Raw genomic sequence first — 23,401 nt, 5'->3', positions numbered from 1 at the left:
AGAACCTGCTCCAGGGGGTGCCGGTTTTATTCGGGGTGTATTGATTCGGGGGCATTTGATCCGGAGATTCACCGGATGCTTTATTTGGGGAAAATGTGAAGGCTGGGCTTCACGCATTCGGGCCTCTGCGATTCGCGCGACGCGATCACAGAGGCCCGAAAAGAAACGTCCACTTATGCTCAGGAAGTATTACACATCTTCCTGACGGTCCAGCACTGAGGCCAGGGCCTGCTCGAAGCCCGAGGCCTCCGCGCTGGCGTCGCGCGTCGGGTCCTGCTGGCGTACGTCGATGACATGGCCGGTCAGCTCGGAGAGCAGCACGTCCAGCGAGGTACGGGCCACGGCCTCGGAGGAGAGCAGGCTGCCCTCGGGCTCCTGGCCGAATGCCTTGGTGCGCATCGGCGTCGCCGTGCGCTCCGGATTGACGCAGTTGACGCGGACACCGTCCCCCGCCCACTCGTCCGAGAGGGCCTGGGTGAGATTCACCATGGCCGCCTTGGTGGAGGAGTACAGGCTGTACTCGGCACGGCCGCGGGTGTAACTGCTGGACGTGTAGAGCAGCAGCTGGCCCTTGGTCTCCGCCAGGTACTTGTACGAGGCGCGCGCGATCTGCACCGGCGCCAGGTAGTTGACGTTCAGCGCTTCCTGGATCGTCGTGTTGTCCGTCTCGGCCAGCTTGCCGATGCGCAGCACGCCCGCGGTGTTGATCACGTAGTCGATCCGGCCGGTCTCCGAGTACGCCTTGGAGAGCGCGTCGTCGACGTGCTCGGGGTTCTCGACGTGCGTACCGGTGGTGGAGCGGCCCAGCGCGTACACCTTGGCACCGTAGGACTCGGCGATGGCGGCGATGTCCGCACCGATGCCGTACGAACCGCCGAAGACCACCAGGGTCTTGCCGGTCAGCAGCTCACGGTAGGCGGCTTCGTCGGCCTGGCGCGGGGACGCGGTGGAGGCCAGCTGGAACAGCTTGTCGGTGATGAAGACATCGACGGGCTGGGTGACCTTCATGTTGTACTCGTCGCCCGCGACGACGTAGATCGGCACGTCCGGCAGGTACTTCAGCACGACCGAGCAGTCGTCGGTGGCCTGGAAGTTCGGGTCGCCCGCCGCGACGGCGTACGCCCTGCGGATGGTGGAGAGCTTGAAGGCCTGCGGGGTCTGTCCGCGGCGCAGCCGGGAGCGGTCCGGGACCTCGGTGATGAACTCGCCGTCACCGCCGTGGGTGCGGGTCACGATGATCGTGTCCGCGGACGGGATGGCGACGTCGACGGCCTCGTAGCGCTCCAGCGCGTCCACGCAGTCCTTGATCACGCGCTGCGAGAGCAGCGGGCGTACGGCGTCGTGGAAGAGGACGTTACGGTCCTCGCCCTCCGCCAGGCCCTCACCGAGGGCCGTGATGGCGCGCTCGGTCGTCTCGTTGCGGGTGGTGCCGCCCTCGATGATCCGGGTGACCTTGGTGAGGCCGGACTTGGCGACGATCTTCTCGATGTCGGGCACGTACCCCGGAGCCATCAGAACGATCACGTCGTCGATGGAATCCGCCTGCTGGAAGATCGTCAGGGTGTGCTCGATGACAGCCTTCCCGGCGATCTTCAGCAGTTGCTTGGGGATCGACAGACCCACGCGCTGGCCGGTACCACCGGCGAGAACGACTGCTGTAGTCCGGGGCTTGGTTGCTTTGTGCTGCACAGACACAGACGACCTACCTTGCGATGACGAGGGAACGGTATGATGGTCGCACTCTCCGTGACCGTCTCGCAAGGTGGACGCCAAGCCTCCACAACCCCTGCGATACCGCCTGTTCACCCTAAGGGCAGGAAAGTGACTCGGAACCCCCCAGCCACTGTGCGTGACCGACGCCACAGGGTGCGAGGGTAACTCATGGCTTGATGTCCGCCACAGTGAGGGCAAGGTCATTGCTGACCGTGTAGTAGGGGCGCACCCTGACCCACTGCTGCGGCCTGCCCCGGACCTTGCGCACGGCCTTGCGCAGCGCGCCCCAGGGGCGCCTCTTGCGCAGTACCGCCGGGGGGTAGGAGTGAATGCCCTTCTTGTCGACGACGTCGTCGAGTATCCGGCCGACCTTCACGGGCTTCGCCTGCGGTGCGTACCGCAGCCACAGGTCCCAGTAGTCGTTGACCGTGAGCTGACGCGAGGCGGGTCCTGCGGCCGAGAAGGTGACCCGGAAGCCGTCCGCGCCCTGACGGCTGCCGGCGAAGGCGAGCTCTTCGCTGGTGCCGCCGCGGCGGCGCAGCAGCAGGACCGGGTCTCCGGAGATGGCACCCGCGCCCATCAGCGTTCCGGACACGGTGAGTTCGGCGCCGTCGACGGCGATGTCCCCGGCCTCGGCGTGTACCGGCCTGTCCCAGCTGCGCATGGTCAGGAACCCTCTGCCCTTGAGCCGGTACGCGACCTGGTTGCGGACCCCCTCGTCGCCCTGCGCCGCGCGCATCGCGCCGCGCTGGTCGACGGAGCGGGCCGTGATCCGTACCCGCCGCCCGGTGCCGGGCGTCTCGGCGTAGAAGTCCCAGACGCCCTCGGCGAACTCCCCGCCGGCCGGGACGACCGCGACGCCCTGCGCGTCGAAGGGGTACGACCGCTGGTCACCGCGGTCGTCGGTGCGCGAGCAGAGCAGGCGCAGCCCGTCGTACGCCGCGGTGTCCGGGCCGTCCGGTACGAGCCGGACGGTCAGCTCACCGTCCGGACGCACGACGCAGTCCGCCTCCGGTACGAACGCCGGCCGTCCCGCGCGGCGCGCTGCCTGCTCGCGCAGGGCGTCGAAGAGCTCCTCGTACTGCTTGGTCACCTGGCTGGGGTCGAAGCGCCTCGCGTTGGCCAGCGCGGCCGCGCTCATCCGGTGGCGCAGCTCCTCGTCAGCGATGAGCTTCAGCAGGGCGGCGGCGACTGCGGCGCTGTCGCCGACGGGCACCAGGAGTCCGTCCACGCCGTCCTCGATGATCTCGCGGGGCCCGTAGTCGCAGTCGGTCGAGACGACAGGCAGCCCGCAGCGCATGGCCTCGACGAGCGTCATGCCGAAGGACTCGTGGCGGGAGGTGGACACCGCGATGGCGCCCTTGGCCCACTCGGGCTCGATGGGCGAGTGGGGGCCCATCAGGTTGATCCTGTTGTGCAGGCCTCTGGCGTCGATCCGCTCCCGGAGCTTCTGCCGTTCGCTGCCCCCGCCGTAGATCCGCAGGGTCCAGTCGGGACGCTGGGCCACCACATCGGCGAAGGCGTCGACCAGTACGTGGTACTGCTTCTCGGGCGCCAGCCGCCCGGCCGCGACCACGGTGGTGCCGCTGCCGTCGGACGGCGCGACCGGCGGTTCGGGAACGCTGTTGGGGATCGAGAGCACCCGGGTGGCGGGCAGGGGCATCTTCTCCCGGTACACCGCCGCATCGCCCTCGGAGACGGTCACGAAGGCGTCGAGCGCGGCCAGGTGCTCGTACAGCTGGGACCGCAGGGCCTGCTTGTGGTGGTTGTGCGTCATGTGCTCCTGGCCGATGAGCACCGCGCCGACCGGCGCGAACTGCGCGACGTAGGCCACGAGTCCGGGCCGGGTACCGATGACGACGTCCGCGTCCGACGCGGCGTAGTGCTCCCGCACGCGCTGGTCGGTGAGCTTGCTGTACTCCTTGAAACGCGCCTCCGCCGACGGCAGGCACTGGGAGGGCTGCTGGTGGGCGGCGGTCTTGAGCTCGTTGCCCGCCGACTCGGGGTCGGTGTCGACCAGCGGCACGACGGTGATGCGGGAGTCGATCCTGAACAGTGGGATCTCCCGGTGCCGGAAGACCGACACGATCTCCACCTCGTGCCGGTCGGCGAGCTCCTCGGCGAGGTTCAGCGTGGTCTTGATCGTGCCGCCGATCCCGTAGACCGTGTGAATGAGGAAGGAGATCTTCATCTGTCCCGCTACTCCGCTTCGGATTCTCCGGGCCGGTGCACAACCCCCGCCATGACATCGCAGGCCCGCGTTCATGGGCGGTTGGTCTCCCACCCGCTAGCAAGACAGGCATTAGCAACCATGGGTTGTGCACTTTCGGTAAAAAGTCGTGGAAATGGCGCCGCGGATACGTCCGGGACAGACGAAAACCCGGGAACGCCTGGGCGTTCCCGGGTCTCGGGGGATTCTGAGCGGTTCCGTCAGAACCTGTGCGTTTCGGCTAGAACGGCTTGAACTCGTCGTACTCCTTGTCCGACTCGTCCTTCTCGGCCTGCCGGTCCCGGCGCTTCTGCTCCGCGGGCCTGGGGGCCTCCAGGCGGTGGTCCTCGCCGCGGCGGCCGAGCATTTCGGCGCCCGCCATCATGGTCGGCTCCCAGTCGAAGACGACCGCGTTGTCCTCGGCGCCGATGGCCACGCCGTCGCCCGCACGGGCACCGGCCTTCATCAGCTGGTCCTCGACGCCGAGACGGCTGAGCCGGTCGGCGAGGTAGCCGACGGCCTCGTCGTTGCTGAAGTCGGTCTGGCGGACCCAGCGTTCGGGCTTCTCGCCCCGTACGCGGTAGACGCCCTCCTCCTCCTCGAAGCTGACCGTGAAGCCTGCGTCGTCGACGGCCTTCGGACGGATGACGACCCGGGTCGCCTCCTCGGCGGGCTTCGCCGCGCGCGCCTCGGCGATGATGCCGGCCAGCGCGAACGACAGCTCCTTGAGGCCCAGATGGGCCACCGCCGAGACCTCGAAGACCTGGTACCCGCGTGCCTCCAGATCCGGGCGGATCATGTCGGCGAGGTCCTGGCCGTCCGGGATGTCGACCTTGTTGAGGGCGACGATACGGGGCCGGTTCTCCAGGCCGCCGTACAGCTTGAGCTCCTCCTCGATCATGTCGAGGTCGGAGAGCGGGTCACGGTCCGACTCCAGCGTCGCGGTGTCCAGGACGTGCACGAGTACCGAGCAGCGCTCGACGTGCCGCAGGAACTCCAGGCCGAGGCCCTTGCCCTGGCTGGCTCCGGGGATCAGCCCGGGGACGTCCGCGATGGTGTAGACGGTCGAACCGGCCGTCACCACACCGAGGTTGGGGACGAGGGTGGTGAACGGGTAGTCCGCGATCTTCGGCTTGGCCGCGCTCAGCACGGAGATCAGCGAGGACTTGCCGGCGCTCGGGTAGCCGACGAGCGCCACATCCGCGACGGTCTTGAGCTCCAGGACGATGTCCCGGGACTCCCCCGGCTCACCCAGCAGCGCGAACCCGGGCGCCTTGCGGCGGGCCGAGGCCAGCGCGTGGTTGCCGAGGCCGCCGCGGCCGCCCTGGCCCGCGACGAAGGTGGTGCCCTGGCCGACCAGGTCAGCGAGGACGTTCCCGGCCCTGTCGAGGACGACGGTGCCGTCCGGCACGGGCAGCACGAGGTCGTGCCCGTCCTTGCCGGACCGGTTGTCACCGGCGCCGGGCTGGCCGTTGGTGGCCTTTCGGTGCGGGCTGTGGTGGTAGTCGAGCAGCGTGGTCACCGCCTGCTCGACGACGAGGATGACGTCGCCGCCACGGCCGCCGTTGCCGCCGTCGGGCCCACCGAGCGGCTTGAACTTCTCACGGTGTACGGAGGCGCAGCCGTGGCCCCCGCTACCCGCGGCGGCATGCAGCTCGACGCGGTCCACGAAGGTGGTCATGGGTGTGCCTCCAGAAACATACGGAATTGTCTTACCTGTAACACGACAAAGGCGGACCAGCTTCCCGTAAGCAACGGGAAACCTGGTCCGCCCTCGACAGATCGCTCTACGGCAGCCTGGGGATCAGGCGACCGGAACGATGTTCACGACCTTGCGGCCGCGGTGCGTGCCGAACTCGACCGAACCGGGGTTCAGCGCGAACAGCGTGTCGTCGCCGCCACGGCCGACGCCGGTGCCCGGGTGGAAGTGGGTGCCGCGCTGGCGGACCAGGATCTCACCGGCGTTGACGACCTGACCGCCGAAGCGCTTCACGCCGAGCCGCTGAGCATTGGAATCGCGCCCGTTCCGAGTGGACGATGCGCCCTTCTTGTGTGCCATGTCTCAGTCCCTTACTTCGCAGCCGCGGGGATACCGGTGACCTTGATCGCCGTGTACTGCTGGCGGTGACCCTGGCGACGGCGGTAGCCGGTCTTGTTCTTGTAGCGAAGGATGTCGATCTTCGCGCCCTTGTGGTGATCCACGACCTCGGCCTGGACCTTGATACCGGCAAGCACCCACGGGTCGCTGGTGACGGCGTCGCCGTCGACCACGAGCAGGGTCGAGAGCTCGACCGTGTCGCCAACCTTGGCGGTGGGAATCTTGTCAACCTCAACGATGTCGTCGACAGCAACCTTGTGCTGGCGACCACCGCTGCGCACGATGGCGTACACGCGGATCTCTCTTTCGCTCGGAATCGGCCCTCTGATGCCAGCCGCTCACACGGGTCCGGAGACCCGCGACGATCCGGATTGGACGAGCGGCCTCTACCGGCGGAGCCGGAAGGGAGTTGCTCAGAGGTGTGGCGTTCAGGGAAACACGCCGACGGCTAAGGCTACGGGTCGGCGTGCGGGGGGTCAAACCAGCCCCCGGCCGGGGGCTGGGCGCGCCCGTGGCCCCCGGCCGGGACGGCGCCGGGCAGGCGTGAACGCGGACGGGTGCGGCCCTCCCGGAGGAGAACCGCACCCGTCCGCGTCACGCCGTACGGGACGACGTGAGTCAGTCCTCGGTGGAGGCCGTGACCCCCGGCGCCGACTACTCCTCGGCGGCGACGGTCTTCTTCGTCGCCTTCTTGGCCGGCGCCTTCTTGGCCGCGGTCGTCTTCTTGGCCGCGGTCTTCTTGGCCGCGGCCTTCTTCGCGGGCGCCTTCTTGGCGGTCTTGCGCGCGGCCGCCTTCTTGGCCGGGACCTCGGCCTCCGCGTCGGACTGGACAGGCGCCTCGTCACCGGCCTCGACCACGACGACAGCCGCGTCGGCCGCGCCCGCGGGGGCGGTGGCCTTACGGGTCGCGCGGCGGCGGGCCCGCGGCGGAGCCGCGTCGGCGACCGGCTCGGCGGGGGCCTGCGGCTCTTCGGCCACGGCGGCCGGGGCCTCGTCGACCACGATCTCCGCGGCCTCGTCGGCTGCCTTGGGCGCACCGGCCGGGGCCGTCGCCTTGCGGGTCGCCCTGCGGCGGCCACGGGCCGGAGCGGCCGCCTGGGCCGGCTCGGGCTCGACGGCCGGCTCAGCGGCGGCGGGCTGCTGCGCTGCGGGCTGTTCAGCGGCCCGCTCGGGAGCGGACTGCTGCTCGGTGGCCGGACCGGCATCGGCGGACTGCGCTGCGGCCTCCTGCTGCGCCCCCTTGGGCGCGCCGGCCGGAGCCGACACCTTGCGGGTCGCCCTGCGGCGGCCACGGCTGCGCGTGGCGGCCTCCTCCGCCTCGGCGGGGCTGCTGTACAGCTCCTCGTCCGGTACGAAGCTGTCCGCGCTGTCCTGGCCGTCCGCCTCGCGCGTCACATCGGCCGCGTCGGCGTACTCGTTGTCCGTCTCGTGGCCGTGTGCCTCGTCGTGACCGTGGTCCGCCGTGTGCTCGTGGTCGGCCGTGTGCTCCTGGTCGCCGCCGGCCGCGCCGCGTCCGCGCTTCTTGGACCGCTTACCGCCGCCACCGGCGGCCGTCGGCTGCTCCATGTGGACGATGACACCGCGCCCGTTGCAGTGGACACAGGTCTCGGAGAAGGACTCCAGAAGGCCCTGCCCGACCCGCTTACGGGTCATCTGCACCAGGCCGAGCGAGGTGACCTCGGCCACCTGGTGCTTCGTACGGTCCCGGCCCAGGCACTCCAGCAGGCGCCGCAGCACCAGGTCCCGGTTGGACTCCAGCACCATGTCGATGAAGTCGACGACGACGATGCCGCCGAGGTCGCGCAGCCGCAGCTGGCGGACGATCTCCTCGGCCGCCTCCAGGTTGTTCTTGGTGACGGTCTCTTCCAGGTTGCCGCCCTGGCCGGTGAACTTGCCGGTGTTGACGTCGACCACGACCATGGCCTCGGTCTTGTCGATCACCAGCGAACCGCCGCTGGGCAGATAGACCTTGCGGTCCAGCGCCTTCATCAGCTGCTCGTCGATGCGGTACGTCGCGAAGACGTCGACCTCGGACGTCCAGCGCGAGAGCCGGTCGGCCAGGTCGGGGGCGACGTGGGCGACGTAGCCGTGGATGGTGGCCCAGGCGTCGTCACCGCTGACGATGACCTTCGAGAAGTCCTCGTTGAAGATGTCGCGGACGACCCGGACGGTCATGTCCGGCTCGCCGTAGAGCAGCGTCGGGGCATTGCTGCTGCCGCCGCTCTTCGCCTTCTTCTCGATGTCCTCCCACTGCGCCTGGAGCCGCTCGACGTCACGGCGCAGCTCGTCCTCGCTCGCGCCCTCGGCCGCGGTGCGCACGATGACGCCCGCGTCCTCGGGAACGATCTTCTTGAGGATGGTCTTCAGCCGGGCGCGCTCGGTGTCGGGCAGCTTGCGGCTGATGCCGGTCATCGAGCCCTCGGGCACATAGACCAGGTAGCGGCCGGGCAGCGAGACCTGACTGGTGAGGCGGGCGCCCTTGTGGCCGATCGGGTCCTTCGTCACCTGGACGAGGACCGACTGGCCCGACTTCAGCGCGGTCTCGATACGGCGCGGCCCGTGAGCCATGCCGAGCGCCTCGAAGTTGACCTCACCGGCGTACAGGACAGCGTTGCGGCCCTTGCCGATGTCGACGAAGGCGGCCTCCATCGACGGCAGCACGTTCTGGACCTTGCCCAGGTAGACGTTGCCGACGTAGCTGGTGGCCTGCTCCTTGTTGACGTAGTGCTCGACCAGGACGTCGTCCTCGAGGACGCCGATCTGGGTGCGCTCGCCGTGCTGGCGCACCACCATGACGCGCTCGACGGCCTCGCGGCGCGCCAGGAACTCCGCCTCAGTGATGATCGGGACCCGGCGGCGGCCCTGCTCACGGCCCTCGCGGCGGCGCTGCTTCTTCGCCTCCATGCGGGTGGAGCCCTTGATGGACTGGACCTCGTCGAAGCCGGTACCGGGCTCGCGCTCGGCTTCCTTCTTGCGCGGCTCCCGGACCTTCACGACCGTGCGCTCCGGGTCGTCGGCCACGGCGTCGGCGTCGGTGCCCGAGTCACCGCTGCGACGGCGGCGGCGACGGCGACGGCGGCTGCTGCTGGATCCCGACGCGGAGTTGTCGTCGTCCTCCTCGTCGTCAGGACCCGCGGACGCTGCGGAGGACGAACCCTCGCGGGTGTCAGCCTCGTCCGAAGCCTCCGCCTCGTCGTCCTGGTGATCGTTGTGGTCGCCGTGCTCGTCCGGCTCGCCGGACTCGCCGCGACGGCGGCGGCGGCCGCCCCTGCGGCGGCGGCGTGAGGGCCGGTCACCGTACTCGTCGGACTCGTCGCCGTGCTGCGCGTCGTCGGCGGACTGCTCGTCGGCCTCGGGCTCTTCGGCTGCGGGCTGCTCGGCCACGGGTGCGGCCACCTGCTCGGGAGCCTTCTCCGCTTCGGGAGCCTCGCCCCGGCGACGGCGGCGGCGGCCGCGCGTGCCGCCCTGCGACGCGGATTCGGCCTGCTCGGGAGCCTTGGCGGGCTGCTCGGCGGGCCCGTTGTCCTCAGCGGGCTCGGGGGCCTCGGCGGACTCGGCCGGGCGGGCGGCCGCGGCGGCTGCCGCGGTCTCCGGTGTCTGGAACATCGGCTCGGCGAAGACGGGCGCCTGGAAGACGGCCACGGCGGGGCGCTGCGCACGGCGGCGCGAGCGGCCGGGCTCGGCTGCTTCGGCGGGCTCCGAGGGGCGCTGCGCCTTCTCCTTCTCGGCGACAGCGGTGAACTGCGGGGACTCGGCCCTGCGGCGCTTGCGTCCGCGCGGCGCGGCCTCGGTCTCCTCGGCGAGCACCTCGGCCACGGCCTCGGGCAGGCTCTCACCGGCGGCCTCCGGCTGGACGGCCTCGGGCGCCGGGGTGGCAGCGGGCGAGGTGGCACGGCGGCGGTTACGGCCGCGCGGGGCCTCGGCGGCGGGTGCATCGGCCTCGACGGCCTGCGGTGCCTGCTCGGCCTGCTCATCGGTCGCCGCGGGCGCGGTGGCCTTACGGGTGGCACGGCGACGGGTACGCGCCGGAGCGGCATCCTGCGTCACCGCGGCCTCAGCGGACTCGGCGGGGGCGCTCGACGTGTCGTCCGCGTCCCGGCCGGCGCCGGTGTCCGCTGCGCCGGCGGCCGGAGCCTCGGTGCTCTTCGGGGCGCCTGCGGGCGCGGTGGCCTTACGGGTCGCGCGGCGACGGGTACGCGCCGGAGCGGCATCCTGCGTCGCTGCCGTCTCACCCGAATCGGCGTTCGGCACGGTCTTCTCGGCCACAGCGGTCTCCGGCTCAGCAGCGGCCGCGATGGCCTGAGTGGTCTGCGGTTCGTCCACGGGCGCGCCGGTGGACCGGGTGGCGCGGCGGCGGGACCGCGGGGGCGCCGCGTCTCCGGCCGGCTCGGCGGTCTCCGCGGCGGGCTCGGCCTGCGGTGCGCCCGCGGGAGCGGAGGCACGGCGGCGGGCGCGGCCACGGGGCGCGGGCTCGGCGGCGGGCGTCTCGTCCGCCACCTCGGCGGGCGCGGGCGCGGCTTCAGCGTTCTTGGCGGAGCCCGCGGGGGCTGTCGCCTTGCGCGTCGCGCGGCGCCGGGTGGGCGGCGCGGGCTCGGCTGCACCGGATCCGGCCGGGGTGCTCTCCGCGGCCGGTATGGCCGGCGTCACTGTTTCGGCCGCCTCGGCGGTGGCGTTCTGCGCACCGCCCGGAGGGCCTGCGGGCCGCGACGCGGCCCTGCGCCGACGGCGCGGGGGCAGCGTGTCGCTGGGGCTGGTCTCTTCGTTCGCTCCGGTGTTACCGGAATCGTTCGACGTCTGCATGCGGGCGGTTCTCCCGTCACGCTCCCGGGCGCCGCGTCTGTGTCCGGTCCGGCACGGTCCGCGTCAGATACGCGGTTCCGCTCGTCCGGGGCGCGGGCGCCGCACGGGAGCTGATGTCTGGCTCGCCGGTTCCCTACGCGATGTACGTACGGCCTGGCGAAAGTCTTCTGGTCAGTGCGCTGCCCGACCCAGGTGGCTCCCGGATACGAGGGCTGCGCTACAACGACTGGTCCTTACGCGGCGGGACCGCCTCCGAGGCCCGGTGGGCCGGGGAGGTCCCTCTCACGCCGTCGCGGGTGTCCCGTCGGCGGGAAGCCGGTGGGTGGCGGTTCCGGCGGCCGTGGGTGGAGCGGCCGGGGCTGCCTCGCGGTCGGGCGTGAGCGGGTCGGTCACCGTGCCGGACTCCTCGTCGAAGAGCCCCTGCGCCAGCCTGGTCACCGCTGCGGGGACTGGCGGCGCGAGGTCGGCCACAACGTGGAGACCGGACAGGACGTCGTCGGGTCGCACAGCAGGTGTCACGTGCCGAACAACCAGCCGCAGTATCGCACAGCGCTCGCCCCCCGGCCTATTGACCGGCTCGGCGCCGTCGGCTCCGCCGGATGCTCCGCCCTCGTCCGCCCCGGCCCGGACGACCCGCAGGTCGGCCACGGCGCTGCGGGCGTCGAAGGTCCGTACGCCGTTCTTGGTGCGGCGCTGGACCTCGACCGCATCGGCGGCGACGAACGCGGCCACCGCCCGCTCAGCCTCGTCGGACTCCACACCGTCCAGGCGCATTTCCCAGACCGATGCGGTGAGCCGGTCGGCGAGGGCCGAGGTTCGCGCCTCGACCGCGTCAGTGATGTCGAGCCCGTCGGGGAGCGAGTCGTCGAGCAGCTTCCGCAGCATTGCGGGGTCACGCGTCTCACTCAGCGCGATCTCCAGGAATTCGGCCTCGCTGCCGGTGCCGGTGGGAGCGGCGTTGGCGTACGAGACCTTCGGGTGCGGCGTGAACCCGGCCGAGTACGCCATCGGCACCTCGGCTCTGCGCAGTGCGCGCTCGAACGCTCGCTGGAAGTCGCGGTGGCTGGTGAACCGGAGGCGGCCGCGCTTGGTGTAGCGCAGTCGGATGCGCTGCACCGCCGGTGCGGGCGGCGGGCCTTCGGGCTGTCGCTTGCCCAGTGGTTCTTCTCCTCGGTGCGGGGCCGGCGCGGGGGGCGCGCCGCCCTACGGCGGGGTTCCCGGGGTATCCGGCCGGCTCACCCCTGTCCGGCCTTGCTCGCCGTTCAGGGAGATCTCTGGTTCGGGTGCCACGTCGGGGACAGTCGTCTACTACCCAGAGTACGCGTAGGGAGCACGACAGGTTCCCGGACCTCGTCCGGACGTGCTCGGCCGACCGGGGGACGCCGGGTAGTCAGGACCGCCTTTCGGCGGAGCCCGCCCGGTGGAACAGGTCCGGCCCCGTGCACACCCGGGGGCGCACACGGGGCCGGACCTGACAGGAGCTACTTGTTGACGACGGTCAGGGGCAGGAGCTTCTTCCCCGTCGGACCGATCTGGATGTCGAGGTCGAGCTGGGGGCAGACCCCGCAGTCGAAGCACGGCGTCCAGCGGCAGTCCTCGACCTCGGTCTCGTCGAGCGAGTCCTGCCAGTCCTCCCAGAGCCAGTCCTTGTCGAGGCCGGAGTCGAGGTGGTCCCAGGGCAGGACCTCCTCGTAGGTGCGCTCACGGGTCGTGTACCAGTCGACGTCCACGCCGAAGTCCGGGAGCGTCTGCTCGGCGGCCTTCATCCAGCGGTCGTAGCTGAAGTACTCGCGCCAGCCGTCGAACCGGCCGCCGCCCTCGTACACCGCGCGGATGACCGAACCGACCCGGCGGTCGCCGCGCGAGAGCAGGCCCTCGACGATGCCGGGCTTGCCGTCGTGGTAGCGGAAGCCGATGGAGCGGCCGTACTTCTTGTCGCCGCGGATCTTGTCGCGCAGCTTGGTGAGCCGGGCGTCGGTGTCCTCGGCGGAGAGCTGCGGGGCCCACTGGAACGGGGTGTGCGGCTTGGGCACGAAGCCGCCGATGGAGACGGTGCAGCGGATGTCGTTCTGGCCGGAGACCCTGCGCCCCTCGGCGATGACGTTGACCGCCATGTCACCGATCTGCAGGACGTCCTCATCGGTCTCGGTGGGCAGGCCGCACATGAAGTACAGCTTCACCTGGCGCCAGCCGTTGCCGTACGCGGTGGAGACCGTGCGGATCAGGTCCTCCTCCGAGACCATCTTGTTGATGACCTTGCGGATGCGCTCGGAGCCGCCCTCGGGGGCGAAGGTCAGGCCGGACCTGCGGCCGTTCCTGGTCAGCTCGTTGGCGAGGTCGATGTTGAACGCGTCCACCCGGGTCGACGGGAGCGAGAGGCCGACCTTGTCCTCGGTGTACCGGTCGGCGAGGCCCTTGGCGATGTCCCCGATCTCGCTGTGGTCGGCGGACGAGAGCGACAGGAGGCCGACCTCCTCGAAGCCGGTCGCCTTCAGGCCCTTCTCCACCATGTCGCCGATGCCGGTGATGCTTCGCTCCCGCACGGGACGCGTGATCATGCCGGCCTGGCAGAAACGGCAGCCGCGGGTGCAGCCGCGGAAGATCTCGACGGACATCCGCTCGTGGACGGTCTCGGCGAGCGGGACGAGCGGCTGCTTGGGGTAGGGCCACTCGTCGAGGTCCATGACGGTGTGCTTGGAGACCCGCCACGGGACGCCCGACTTGTTGGGCACGACACGGCCGATGCGTCCGTCGGGCAGGTACTCGACGTCGTAGAAGCGCGGCACGTAGACGCCACCGGTCTTCGAGAGCCTGAACAGCACCTCGTCGCGGCCGCCGGGACGGCCCTCGGCCTTCCAGGCCCGGACGATCTCGGTGATCTCCAGGACGGCCTGCTCGCCGTCACCGATGACCGCGCAGTCGATGAAGTCGGCGATCGGCTCGGGGTTGAAGGCCGCGTGCCCGCCCGCGAGGACGATCGGATCGTCGAGCGTCCGGTCCTTGGAGTCCAGCGGGATGCCCGCCAGGTCCAGGGCGGTGAGCATGTTGGTGTAGCCCAGCTCGGTGGAGAAGGAGAGCCCGAAGACGTCGAACGCCTTCACCGGGCGGTGCGCGTCGACCGTGAACTGCGGGACCTGGTGCTCGCGCATCAGCTCTTCGAGGTCGGGCCAGACGCTGTACGTGCGCTCGGCGAGGACGCCCTCGCGCTCGTTCAGCACCTCGTAAAGGATCATGACGCCCTGGTTGGGCAGCCCGACCTCGTACGCGTCGGGGTACATCAGCGCCCAGTGGACGTCGCAGCTGTCCCACGGCTTGACGGTGGAGTTCAGCTCTCCACCCACGTACTGGATGGGCTTCTGGACATGCGGGAGAAGCGCTTCCAGTCGCGGGAAGACCGACTCGACCGACTCGACAGGCATGGTGGTGTCTCTCATGAGCGGGCAGGGATGACCATCCAGCGTACCCCGGCGGCCGACTGCCACCGCCCGCCCGGAAATCCGGCGGGCGCAGAGCCCGCGACGTACGAGCGCCCGTGCGCCGGGGTCCCCGGGGCACGGGCGCTCGTACATTCGGCGATTCACGCAGACATCGGCCGCTGCACCCTGATCGACTGGAGCAGCCCGACCGCGACCCATACGGCGAACATCGAGGAACCGCCGTACGAGACGAACGGCAGCGGAAGCCCCGCCACCGGCATGATGCCGAGCGTCATGCCGATGTTCTCGAACGCCTGGAAGGCGAACCAGGCGATGATTCCGGCCGCGACGATCGTGCCGTACAGCTCGGTGGTCTCCCGGGCGATCCGGCAGGCGCGCCAGAGCACGACGCCCAGCAGGACCAGGATCAGTCCGGCCCCCAGGAAACCGAGCTCCTCGCCCGCGACCGTGAAGACGAAGTCGGTCTGCTGCTCGGGGACGAACTGCCCGGTGGTCTGCGATCCGTGGAAGAGGCCCGTCCCGTGCAGACCGCCCGAACCGATCGCGATCCGCGCCTGGTTGGTGTTGTAGCCGACACCCGCCGGGTCGAGCGCGGGGTTGGCGAAGGCGGCGAAACGGGCGATCTGGTACTGGTCGAGAAGCCCGGCCTTCCAGATCCCGATGGCGCCGACCACTCCGGTGCCGATGAGCCCGACCACCCAGCGGTTCGAGGCGCCCGAAGCGAGCAGGACCCCTAGGACGATCATCGCGATCACCATGACCGAGCCGAGGTCCGGCATCAGCATGATGATCAGGATCGGGATGGCGGCCACCCCGAGCGCCTTGGCGACCGTGCGGTGGTCGGGGTGGTCCTGGTCGCCCGCGTCCACCCGGGAGGCGAGGATCATCGCCATCCCCAGAATGATCGTGATCTTGGTGAACTCGGAGGGCTGCAGGGAGAATCCGCCGCCGATGACGATCCAGGCGTGCGCACCGTTCACGGTCTGCCCGAGCGGTGAGAGAACCGCGAGGATCATCAGGACGGAGATGCCGAAGAGGATCGGCACCGCGCCGCGCAGGGTCCGGTGGCCGAGCCAGATGGTGCCGATCATCAGGGCGACACCGATGCCGGTGTTCATGGCATGGCGGAGCAGGAAGTAGTACGGGTCGCCGTGGGTCAGGGAGTTACGGCCACGGGTGGCCGAGTACACCAGCAGCATGCCGATGAACGACAGCGCGATCGACGCCGTCATCAGCGGCCAGTCCAGCCTGCGCACCAGGGAGTCGCGGGCGGTCAGCTTGGACCAGGTGCCCTGCTCGGGGGCGTAACGCGCGACGGAGAAACCACCCATGTCCTAGTCCCTCCTGCCCGGTCCGGCCGCGATCTGCTGTCCGCCCGATGACGAGGGCGAGGGCGCCGGCGGCGAGGGGTCCGGCTTGGTGGGTGTGATCTTGGGCGAGAGGATCACACCGTCCTTGTTGATCTTCGGCAGGGCCGCCTGCGGCTTCGGCAGGAGTGCCTTCTTGAGGTTCTGCTTGCCGTCCTTGCCGAGGCCGTACATCGCCTCGTAGATCTTGCGGACTGCGGGGCCGGCGGCGCCGGAACCGGTACCGCCCTGGGAGATCGTCATCACGATCGCGTAGTCCTTGGTGTACGTGGAGAGCCAGCCCGTGGTCTGCTTCCCCGCGACCTCCGCAGTGCCGGTCTTGGCATGCAGGGCGATCTTGTCCTGCGGCCAGCCGCCGAACTGCCAGGCGGCCGTACCGCTGGTGACCACGCCCGCCAGCGCCTTGTTGATGTACGACACCGTCGACTTGCTGTCGGGGAGCTTGCCGATGCGCTTCGGCTTGATCGGCTGCACCGTCCTGCCGTCGGCGCTGACGACCGCCTTGCCGACGCTCGGCTGGTACATCGTGCCGCCGTTGGCGAGGGCCGAGTAGATCATCGCCTCCTGGACCGGGGTGAGGAGCGTGTCGCCCTGGCCGATCGCGTAGTTGACGGAGTCACCGGCCCGGACCTGCTTGCCGTCGGTGCAGTTCTCGTACTCGATCTGCTCGACGTAGCTGCCGTTCTTCTTGCCCTGCTTGCACCAGAGGTCCTTGTTCGCCTCCCAGTAGGCCTTCTTCCACTCGCGGTCCGGGACCCGGCCGGCCAGCTCGTTGGGAAGGTCGATGCCGGTCTTCTTGCCGAGCCCGAACTCGTGGGCCGTCTTGAAGAACCAGTCCTTGGGGTGCTTGGCGTTGTTGCCGCCGTCCTTCTTCCACTGGTCGTAGGCCACGTGGTAGAAGACCGTGTCGCAGGAGACCTCCAGGGCCTTGCCCAGGCTGATGTCCCCGTAGTTCTCGCCCTCGAAGTTCTTGAACTCACGGTTGCCGATGGTCATCGACGAGGTGCAGGGGTAGCCGCCGTCCGGGGCGTACCCGGCGTTGATGGCCGCGCTGGTGGAGATGACCTTGAAGGTCGAGCCGGGCGCCGACTGCCCCTGGATGGCGCGGTTCAGCAGCGGGTAATTGGAGGACGCCTTGGTGAGCTTGGAGTAGTTCTTGGCCGAGATGCCGCCGCCCCAGACGTTGGGGTCGTAGGTCGGGGCACTGGCCATCGCGATGACCTGGCCGGTGTGCACGTCCATCACCACGGCCGCGCCCGAGTCGGCCTTGTAGTTGGTGTGGGTGACCGAGTCATAGGTCTTCCGGAGCGCCTTCATGGTCGCGTCCAGTTCCTTCTCGGTGAGCGCCTGCACCCGGGAGTCGATGCTGGTGACCAGGGAGCTGCCGGGCTGCGACGCCGTCTGCCCCGCCTTGCCGATGACCCGGCCGAGGTTGTCCACCTCGTAGCGGGTGACGCCCGACTTGCCGCGCAGCTGCTGGTCGTACATGGACTCCAGACCGGCCCGGCCGACCTGGTCGGAGCGGAGCAGCGGGTTGTTCGTCTTGTTGGACTTGGCGACTTCCTGGTCGGTGACCGGGCCGAGGTAGCCGAGTACCTGGGCGGCGTTGAGGCCCCCGGTGCCGGGGTAGCTGCGTACGGCGGTGGGCTCGGCCGTGATGCCGGGGAAGTCCTCGGTGCGCTCGCGGATCTGGAGCGCCTGCTGCGTGGTGGCGTTCTCGGTGACGGGGATCGGCTGGTACGGCGAGCCGTTCCAGCACGGCTTGGGTGTCTTGGCGTCGCAGAGCCTGACCTTGGCGATGACGTCGGCGGGCTTCAGGCCGAGCACACCGGCGAGCCGGGTGAGGACGGCTTTGCCGTCGTCGCTCATCCGCATCAGGTCGGTGCGGTTGGCGGAGACCACGAGCTTGGTCTCGTTGTCGGCGATCGGCACGCCGCGCGCGTCCAGGATGGAGCCCCGGACGGCGGGCTGGACGACCTGCTGCACGTGGTTGTTCCTGGCCTCCGCGCTGTACTCCTGGCCGTTGCGGATCTGGAGGTACCAGAGCCGGCCGCCGAGGGTGAGGAGGAGGGAGAAGACGAGGACCTGGATGACGACGAGCCTGATCCGGACCCTGGAGGTCCTTCCGGTCTCGGGAATATTGCTCACAGCCGTGCCCCACTGATTGTCCGGCCGGGATCCGACGGCCGTGCCCCCGCGTGTCGCAGACTCACAGCCTCTTGACCCCCTTGATGCGTCCGGCCTTCGCCGCGCGTGACTTGGCCGCCTTCATACGCAGCCCACCGCGCGGACCGTCGATCCTCAGGCCGGTGCCCGTCGCCAGCCAGCCGGTCGCCACGTCGCTGCCCACCCCGCCGCTGTCGCGGCCTTCGGCGAGCGGGTCGTTCTCGGCGCGTCTCGCCAGCGCCATGATGAACGGGACGGTGAACGGCGCGAGCAGCAGGTCGTAGACAGCGGCGCTGAACAGCAGGCCGAGCAGGCCCACGTGGCGCGCGGCGGTGTCGCCGACGAGGGAGCCCACACCGGCGTAGAGCAGGGTGGACCCGACCGCGGCCGCGACCACTACGAGCATCGGTCCTGTGACGGACCTCAGGCGGCCGTTGTCCGGCTTGGCGAGCCCGGCCGCGTAGCCGATCACGCACAGCACGAGCGCGTACCGCCCGGCGGCGTGGTCGGCGGGCGGGGCCAGGTCGGCCAGCAGGCCCGCGCCGAAGCCGATGAGCGCGCCCCCCACATGGCCGTACACCAGGGCCAGGGCCACCACCGTGAGCAGCAGCAGGTCCGGCACGGCGCCGGGGAGTTGGAGTCGGGCGAGCACGCTCACCTGGATCACCAGGGCGACCACCACCAGCGTGGCCGAGAGCAGCATCCGGTTGAGACGCATACGGATCAGCTCCTCCTACTGGGGGGCGTTGGGGTCGGTGTTGGGGTCGGCGTTCGGATCCGCGTTGGCGTTGGGATCGGTGCTGCCGTTCGGGTCGGTGTTGCCGTCGGCGCCGGGCGACGGCGTGGCGGTGACCGTGACGGTGGGGACGGGCTTCGGCTTGGCGGGCTTGGCCGGGAGGACCGTGTCGCGCGGGTTGCTGCGCGGCGGCTCGACGACGACGCCCACCAGGTCGAGCTTGGTGAAGCTGACGAACGGGTGGACGTAGACCGTACGGGTGAGGTCGCCGCCCGACGGGTCGACGCGGGAGACCTCGCCGACGGGGACGCCCGGTACGAAGGGCTTGTCGTTGCTGGAGCCGAAGGTGACCAGCCGGTCGCCCTTCTTGACCTCGGCCTTGCCGTTCAGGAACTGGACGGAGAGCGGGCGGTCACCACGGCCGGTGGCGAAGCCGACCTCGTCGGACTTCTCCATCCGGGTGCCGACGGTGAAGTCGGGGTCGTTGGCGAGGAGCACCGTCGCGGTGTTGGGGCCGACCGTGGTGACCCGGCCGACGAGTCCGTCCCCGTTGAGTACGGTCATGTCCCGCTTGATGCCGTCGGCGGTCCCCGCGTCGATGGTGATCGTCCAGGAGAAGCCCTGGGCCGCTCCTATGGCGATGACCTGGGCGCCCTTGATGCCGTACTGGCCGGCGCCCGCGGTCTTGAGCATGCTGTCGAGCTGACGGACGCGGCTGCGGTTGCGGTCGGTGCTGCCGAGCTGCTGCTTCAGAGCGGCGTTCTCACGCTCCAGCGCGCTGATGCGGCTGTGCCGGTCGCCGGAGTCCCGTACTGCACCGATGGCGTTACCGACCGGGTTCACGGCGCCCGCGACACCGTTCTCGACCGGGCCGAACACGGTGGCGGCGGTGTGCCGGGCGCCGTCCACCGGAGACGCCTCACCGCCGCGGATGTCCACCGTGATCAGCGCGAACGCGATGGCGATCAGCAGCACCAGGAGCAGCCGGCTCTCTCGTGTGTCCCTCACGTGCGGAGGCCGTGCCTTCCTCGTCGGAATTCATATGCGTTTATGGAGTTCTGCGTGTGCGGAGGCCGACAGGAATGCAGTCGGACTCTTTACCTTCAACGATCCGCCGTACGGGGCGGACATGCCCCGTACGGCGGAAGGGCGGGGTCCGTCACCGGCGGGGCTGTGCGTCCAGTACCTGCTGGAGTGCTTCGAACTCCTCGACGCACTTGCCCGATCCGAGGGCGACGGAGTCCAGCGGATCCTCGGCGATGTGGATCGGCATGCCCGTCTCGTGGCGCAGCCGCTCGTCAAGCCCGCGGAGCAGGGCCCCGCCGCCGGTGAGGACGATGCCACGGTCCATGACGTCGCCGGAGAGCTCGGGCGGGCACTTGTCGAGCGTCGTCTTGACCGCGTCGACGATCGCGTTGACCGGCTCCTCGATGGCCTTGCGTACCTCGGCCGCTGAGATCACCACGGTCTTGGGCAGCCCTGATACGAGGTCACGGCCGCGGATCTCGGTGTGCTCGTCCTTCTCCAGGTCGAACGCGGAGCCGATCGTGATCTTGATCTGTTCGGCCGTGCGCTCACCGAGGAGGAGGGAGTACTCCTTCTTGATGTGCTGGATGATCGCGTTGTCCAGCTCGTCGCCCGCGACCCGGATCGACTGTGCCGTGACGATTCCTCCGAGCGAGATCACGGCGACCTCGGTGGTGCCGCCACCGATGTCGACGACCATGTTGCCGGTGGCCTCATGGACGGGCAGACCCGAGCCGATGGCCGCGGCCATGGGCTCTTCGATGATGTGCACCTGGCGGGCGCCCGCTTGGGTGGACGCCTCGATGACGGCGCGTCGCTCGACCCCTGTGATGCCCGACGGCACACAGACAACGACGCGCGGGCGGGCCAGATAGCGGCGCTTGTGGATCTTCAGGATGAAGTACCGGAGCATCCGCTCCGTGATTTCGAAGTCGGCGATCACGCCGTCCTTCAGCGGCCGTACGGCAACGATGTTGCCCGGTGTACGGCCGATCATCTTCTTTGCCTCGGCGCCTACGGCGAGGATCCCGCCGGTGTTGGTGTTGATGGCGACGACTGAGGGTTCGTTGAGAACGATTCCTCGACCCCTGACGTACACCAGCGTGTTGGCAGTCCCGAGGTCGATAGCCATGTCACGGCCGATGAACGACATTGAGTTCCCCTTGTTCCCCATGAGGATGCGTCGGGCCTTCCCAAGTGGAGCGATTGGCTTTTGGTAGGCGAAGTGAGCGCTGTGGGTGTGAAGGCTTCCATCGTAGTGCCGCCTGCACGGACACCGCGCGAGGGTCCTCCGCCATGTGGGCGGAAGTTGTGACCGCCTCAGTCATGCTGACGTCATGTCGGTGCGATGCGTTCCCGAAATCGCCCGGCATATGCCGAAGGGCGACCGAATTAATTCGGTCGCCCGAGGCTGTGAGCGCTATTCGGCTGACACCGCGTCAGGATACATCCGGGAAAAAAATCTTCAATTCTCGCTCCGCGGACTCCTCGGAGTCCGATGCGTGGATGAGGTTCTCCCGGACGATGGTGCCGAAATCCCCACGAATGGAGCCGGGCGCTGCGGCAATCGGGTCGGTCGGACCCGCCAGGGCGCGCAGGCCTTCGATGACCCGCTCACCCTCGACGACAAGGGCGACGACCGGACCGGAAGCCATGAACTCCACCAGCGGCTCATAGAACGGCTTGCCCTTGTGCTCACCGTAGTGCAGCTCCAGCGTTTCCTGGTCGAGCGACCGCAGCTCCATCGCTGAGATGGTCCAGTTCGCCTTGCGCTCGATGCGGCCGATGACCTCGCCGACCAGGTGGCGGCGTACGGTGTCGGGCTTGAGCAGAACGAGCGTGCGCTGGCTCACTGTACGGACTCCTTCAGTGCGGGATACGGATCACAGGGCCTCAGGCTACAGGGCCCTGTCGTGCGCCTATTACGCAGCGTCAGGCTCTGCGGATGCCTGTTCGGCCCAGCGGGCCTTCGCCGCGTCGATGATCCGCCCGTAGTGGACCGAGGCCCACCAGAGACCGGCGAAAGCCACCCCGAGGATGAACATCACCGGAACGAAGAAACCGCTGGCGATCAGCGCGATCTGAAGCCCCCAGCCGATCTGGACGGCACCCGGACGGCTGAGCATTCCGCACAGCAGGACCGAGAGAAGCATTCCGATACCGCACACCGTCCATACGGTGGTCTCGGACAGATCGCCCTTCATGGCGACCAGACCGGCGAAGCCGATCACGAAGAACTCACCGATCAAGGTGGACGCGCAGAGCGTGCGCATAGGTCAGCGCCTTCCCAGGAGCAGCCGGGCCTCGCCGACCGTGATCACGGAACCGGTGACGAGCACACCGGCACCGGCGTACTCGTCCTCCTCCTCGGCGAGCGTGATCGCCGCCTCCAGAGCGTCGTCCAGCCGGGGCTCGACGACCACACGCTCGTCGCCGAAGACCTCGACGGCGATCGTGGCCAGGTCGTCCGCGCTCATCGCGCGGTGCGTGGAGTTCTGCGTGACCACGACCTCCGCGAAGATCGGCTCGAAGGCTTCGAGCAGCCCGCGGACGTCCTTGTCGGCGCTCGCCCCGACCACACCGATCAGCCGCGAGAAACTGAACGCCTCGGTGACGCCGGCGGCGGCCGCCACCGCGCCCCCCGGGTTGTGCGCCGCGTCCAGGACCACCGTCGGGGAACTCCGTACGACCTCCAGGCGGCCCGGCGAGACGACCGAGGCGAAGGCCTTGCGGACCACGTCGATGTCGAGCCGCTGCGCCTGCTGCGCACCGACCCCGAAGAACGCCTCGACCGCCGCGAGGGCGACCGCCGCGTTGTGCGCCTGGTGGGCGCCGTACAGCGGGAGGAAGATGTCCTCGTAGTCGCCGCCGAGGCCGCGCAGCGTCAGCAGCTGGCCGCCGACGGCGATCTCCCTGCTGCCGACACCGAACTCCATGCCCTCGCGGGCGACCGTGGCGTCCATTCCGACGGCCTTCTTCAGCATGACCTGGGCGGCGTCGACCGGCTGCTGCGCCAGGATGACCGTCGCGTCCTGCTTGATGATCCCGGCCTTCTCCCCGGCGATCTCGGCGGGCGTGGAGCCGAGACGGTCCGTGTGGTCCAGCGAGATCGGGGTGACGACGGCCACGGGGGCCTCGATGACGTTCGTCGCGTCCCAGCTGCCGCCCATCCCGACCTCGACGACCGCGACGTCCACCGGCGCGTCGGCGAAGGCCGCGTACGCCATTCCGGTGAGCACCTCGAAGAACGAGAGCCGGTGCTCCTGCTGGGCGTCGACCATGCCGACGAACGGCTTGATCTCCTCGTACGTCTCGATGAACCGCTCGGCCCCGATCGGCTCACCGTTGAGGCTGATGCGCTCGGTGATCGACTGGACGTGCGGCGAGGTGTACCGGCCGGTGCGCAGTTCCAGGGCGCCGAGCAGGGCCTCGACCATCCGAGCCGTCGATGTCTTGCCGTTGGTGCCGGTGATGTGGATCGAGGGGTACGCGCGGTGCGGGGCGCCCAGGACGTCGAGCAGCGCCTCCATCCGTACGAGGGAGGGGTCGAGCTTGGTCTCGGGCCAGCGCCCGACGAGCTCCTGCTCCACCGCCCGCAGCGCCCTGTCCACCTCCGGGTCGGCGGGCCGGGAGGGCACGCTGTCGCCCGGCGGGGGCCCGCCATGGGTGCGCAGGGTGCGACTGCCGGCCTCGATCACCGCCTGATCAGGGGACGAAGGCGTCTCCCCTGCTGATACCGCGTCGTCGGCTGGGGGAAGGTCGGTCGCTGCGTCGACGATTTCGTCGAAAGGGTCGGGCTCGCTCACAGGACCAGTCTACGGAGGTACGGCGACGGCGCGTCGGCCCCCG

16 protein-coding genes are annotated in these 23,401 nt (G+C 69.7%); all 16 read right to left on the bottom strand.

Going from position 1 to position 23,401, the window contains the following annotated elements:
- Nucleotides 1–189: 189 nt before the first annotated feature.
- Nucleotides 190–1,695: an SDR family NAD(P)-dependent oxidoreductase gene (locus tag OG584_RS24035; protein ID WP_405780806.1), complete on the bottom strand. Its 1,506-nt coding sequence runs from the start codon at nucleotides 1,693–1,695 to the stop codon at nucleotides 190–192.
- 184 nt (nucleotides 1,696–1,879) lie between these two features.
- Nucleotides 1,880–3,904, bottom strand: coding sequence for a glycosyltransferase (locus tag OG584_RS24030; RefSeq protein ID WP_405780804.1), 2,025 nt, complete (start codon nucleotides 3,902–3,904; stop codon nucleotides 1,880–1,882).
- 259 nt (nucleotides 3,905–4,163) lie between these two features.
- Nucleotides 4,164–5,603, bottom strand: coding sequence for a GTPase ObgE (gene obgE, locus OG584_RS24025; protein WP_356825791.1), 1,440 nt, complete (start codon nucleotides 5,601–5,603; stop codon nucleotides 4,164–4,166).
- Nucleotides 5,604–5,726: 123 nt separating this feature from the next.
- Nucleotides 5,727–5,981: a 50S ribosomal protein L27 gene (rpmA, locus tag OG584_RS24020; RefSeq protein ID WP_164265539.1), complete on the bottom strand. Its 255-nt coding sequence runs from the start codon at nucleotides 5,979–5,981 to the stop codon at nucleotides 5,727–5,729.
- Nucleotides 5,982–5,992: 11 nt separating this feature from the next.
- Entirely contained in the window at nucleotides 5,993–6,313 is a 321-nt protein-coding gene (rplU, locus tag OG584_RS24015) for a 50S ribosomal protein L21 (RefSeq protein ID WP_164265538.1), read from the bottom strand.
- Between the two features lie 361 nt (nucleotides 6,314–6,674).
- Nucleotides 6,675–10,820 carry an Rne/Rng family ribonuclease gene (locus OG584_RS24010; protein WP_405780802.1) on the bottom strand — a complete coding sequence of 1,382 codons (4,146 nt, stop codon included), beginning with the start codon at nucleotides 10,818–10,820 and terminating at the stop codon, nucleotides 6,675–6,677.
- 282 nt (nucleotides 10,821–11,102) lie between these two features.
- Entirely contained in the window at nucleotides 11,103–11,936 is an 834-nt protein-coding gene (locus tag OG584_RS24005) for a TIGR03936 family radical SAM-associated protein (protein ID WP_405780801.1), read from the bottom strand.
- Nucleotides 11,937–12,301: 365 nt separating this feature from the next.
- The gene (locus OG584_RS24000; protein WP_405780799.1) at nucleotides 12,302–14,254 is read right to left on the bottom strand and encodes a TIGR03960 family B12-binding radical SAM protein; all 1,953 of its coding nucleotides are present in this window, start codon (nucleotides 14,252–14,254) and stop codon (nucleotides 12,302–12,304) included.
- Nucleotides 14,255–14,397: 143 nt separating this feature from the next.
- Complete coding sequence (gene rodA, locus OG584_RS23995) at nucleotides 14,398–15,588, bottom strand: rod shape-determining protein RodA (protein WP_405780798.1); 1,191 nt, start codon at nucleotides 15,586–15,588, stop codon at nucleotides 14,398–14,400.
- Between the two features lie 3 nt (nucleotides 15,589–15,591).
- On the bottom strand, nucleotides 15,592–17,772 hold the full coding sequence (gene mrdA / locus OG584_RS23990; protein WP_405780796.1) for a penicillin-binding protein 2: 2,181 nt from the start codon (nucleotides 17,770–17,772) through the stop codon (nucleotides 15,592–15,594).
- 61 nt (nucleotides 17,773–17,833) lie between these two features.
- Nucleotides 17,834–18,508, bottom strand: a complete 675-nt coding sequence (mreD, locus tag OG584_RS23985) for a rod shape-determining protein MreD (protein ID WP_405780794.1) — start codon at nucleotides 18,506–18,508, stop codon at nucleotides 17,834–17,836.
- 15 nt (nucleotides 18,509–18,523) lie between these two features.
- On the bottom strand, nucleotides 18,524–19,534 hold the full coding sequence (gene mreC / locus OG584_RS23980) for a rod shape-determining protein MreC (protein ID WP_405780793.1): 1,011 nt from the start codon (nucleotides 19,532–19,534) through the stop codon (nucleotides 18,524–18,526).
- 151 nt (nucleotides 19,535–19,685) lie between these two features.
- Nucleotides 19,686–20,705, bottom strand: coding sequence for a rod shape-determining protein (locus OG584_RS23975; RefSeq protein WP_164261203.1), 1,020 nt, complete (start codon nucleotides 20,703–20,705; stop codon nucleotides 19,686–19,688).
- Between the two features lie 286 nt (nucleotides 20,706–20,991).
- Complete coding sequence (gene ndk / locus OG584_RS23970; protein ID WP_405780791.1) at nucleotides 20,992–21,405, bottom strand: nucleoside-diphosphate kinase; 414 nt, start codon at nucleotides 21,403–21,405, stop codon at nucleotides 20,992–20,994.
- A 69-nt stretch (nucleotides 21,406–21,474) separates the two neighbouring features.
- Nucleotides 21,475–21,825: a DUF4233 domain-containing protein gene (locus tag OG584_RS23965; protein ID WP_405780790.1), complete on the bottom strand. Its 351-nt coding sequence runs from the start codon at nucleotides 21,823–21,825 to the stop codon at nucleotides 21,475–21,477.
- Nucleotides 21,826–21,828: 3 nt separating this feature from the next.
- Nucleotides 21,829–23,358 (bottom strand): bifunctional folylpolyglutamate synthase/dihydrofolate synthase, encoded by a 1,530-nt coding sequence (locus tag OG584_RS23960; protein WP_405780788.1) that lies wholly within the window; start codon nucleotides 23,356–23,358, stop codon nucleotides 21,829–21,831.
- Nucleotides 23,359–23,401: the final 43 nt, after the last annotated feature.

The sequence above is a fragment of the Streptomyces sp. NBC_00859 genome, from assembly GCF_045161865.1.
GTDB lineage: Bacteria > Actinomycetota > Actinomycetes > Streptomycetales > Streptomycetaceae > Streptomyces.
This window is presented reverse-complemented; position numbering and strand designations above follow the sequence as displayed.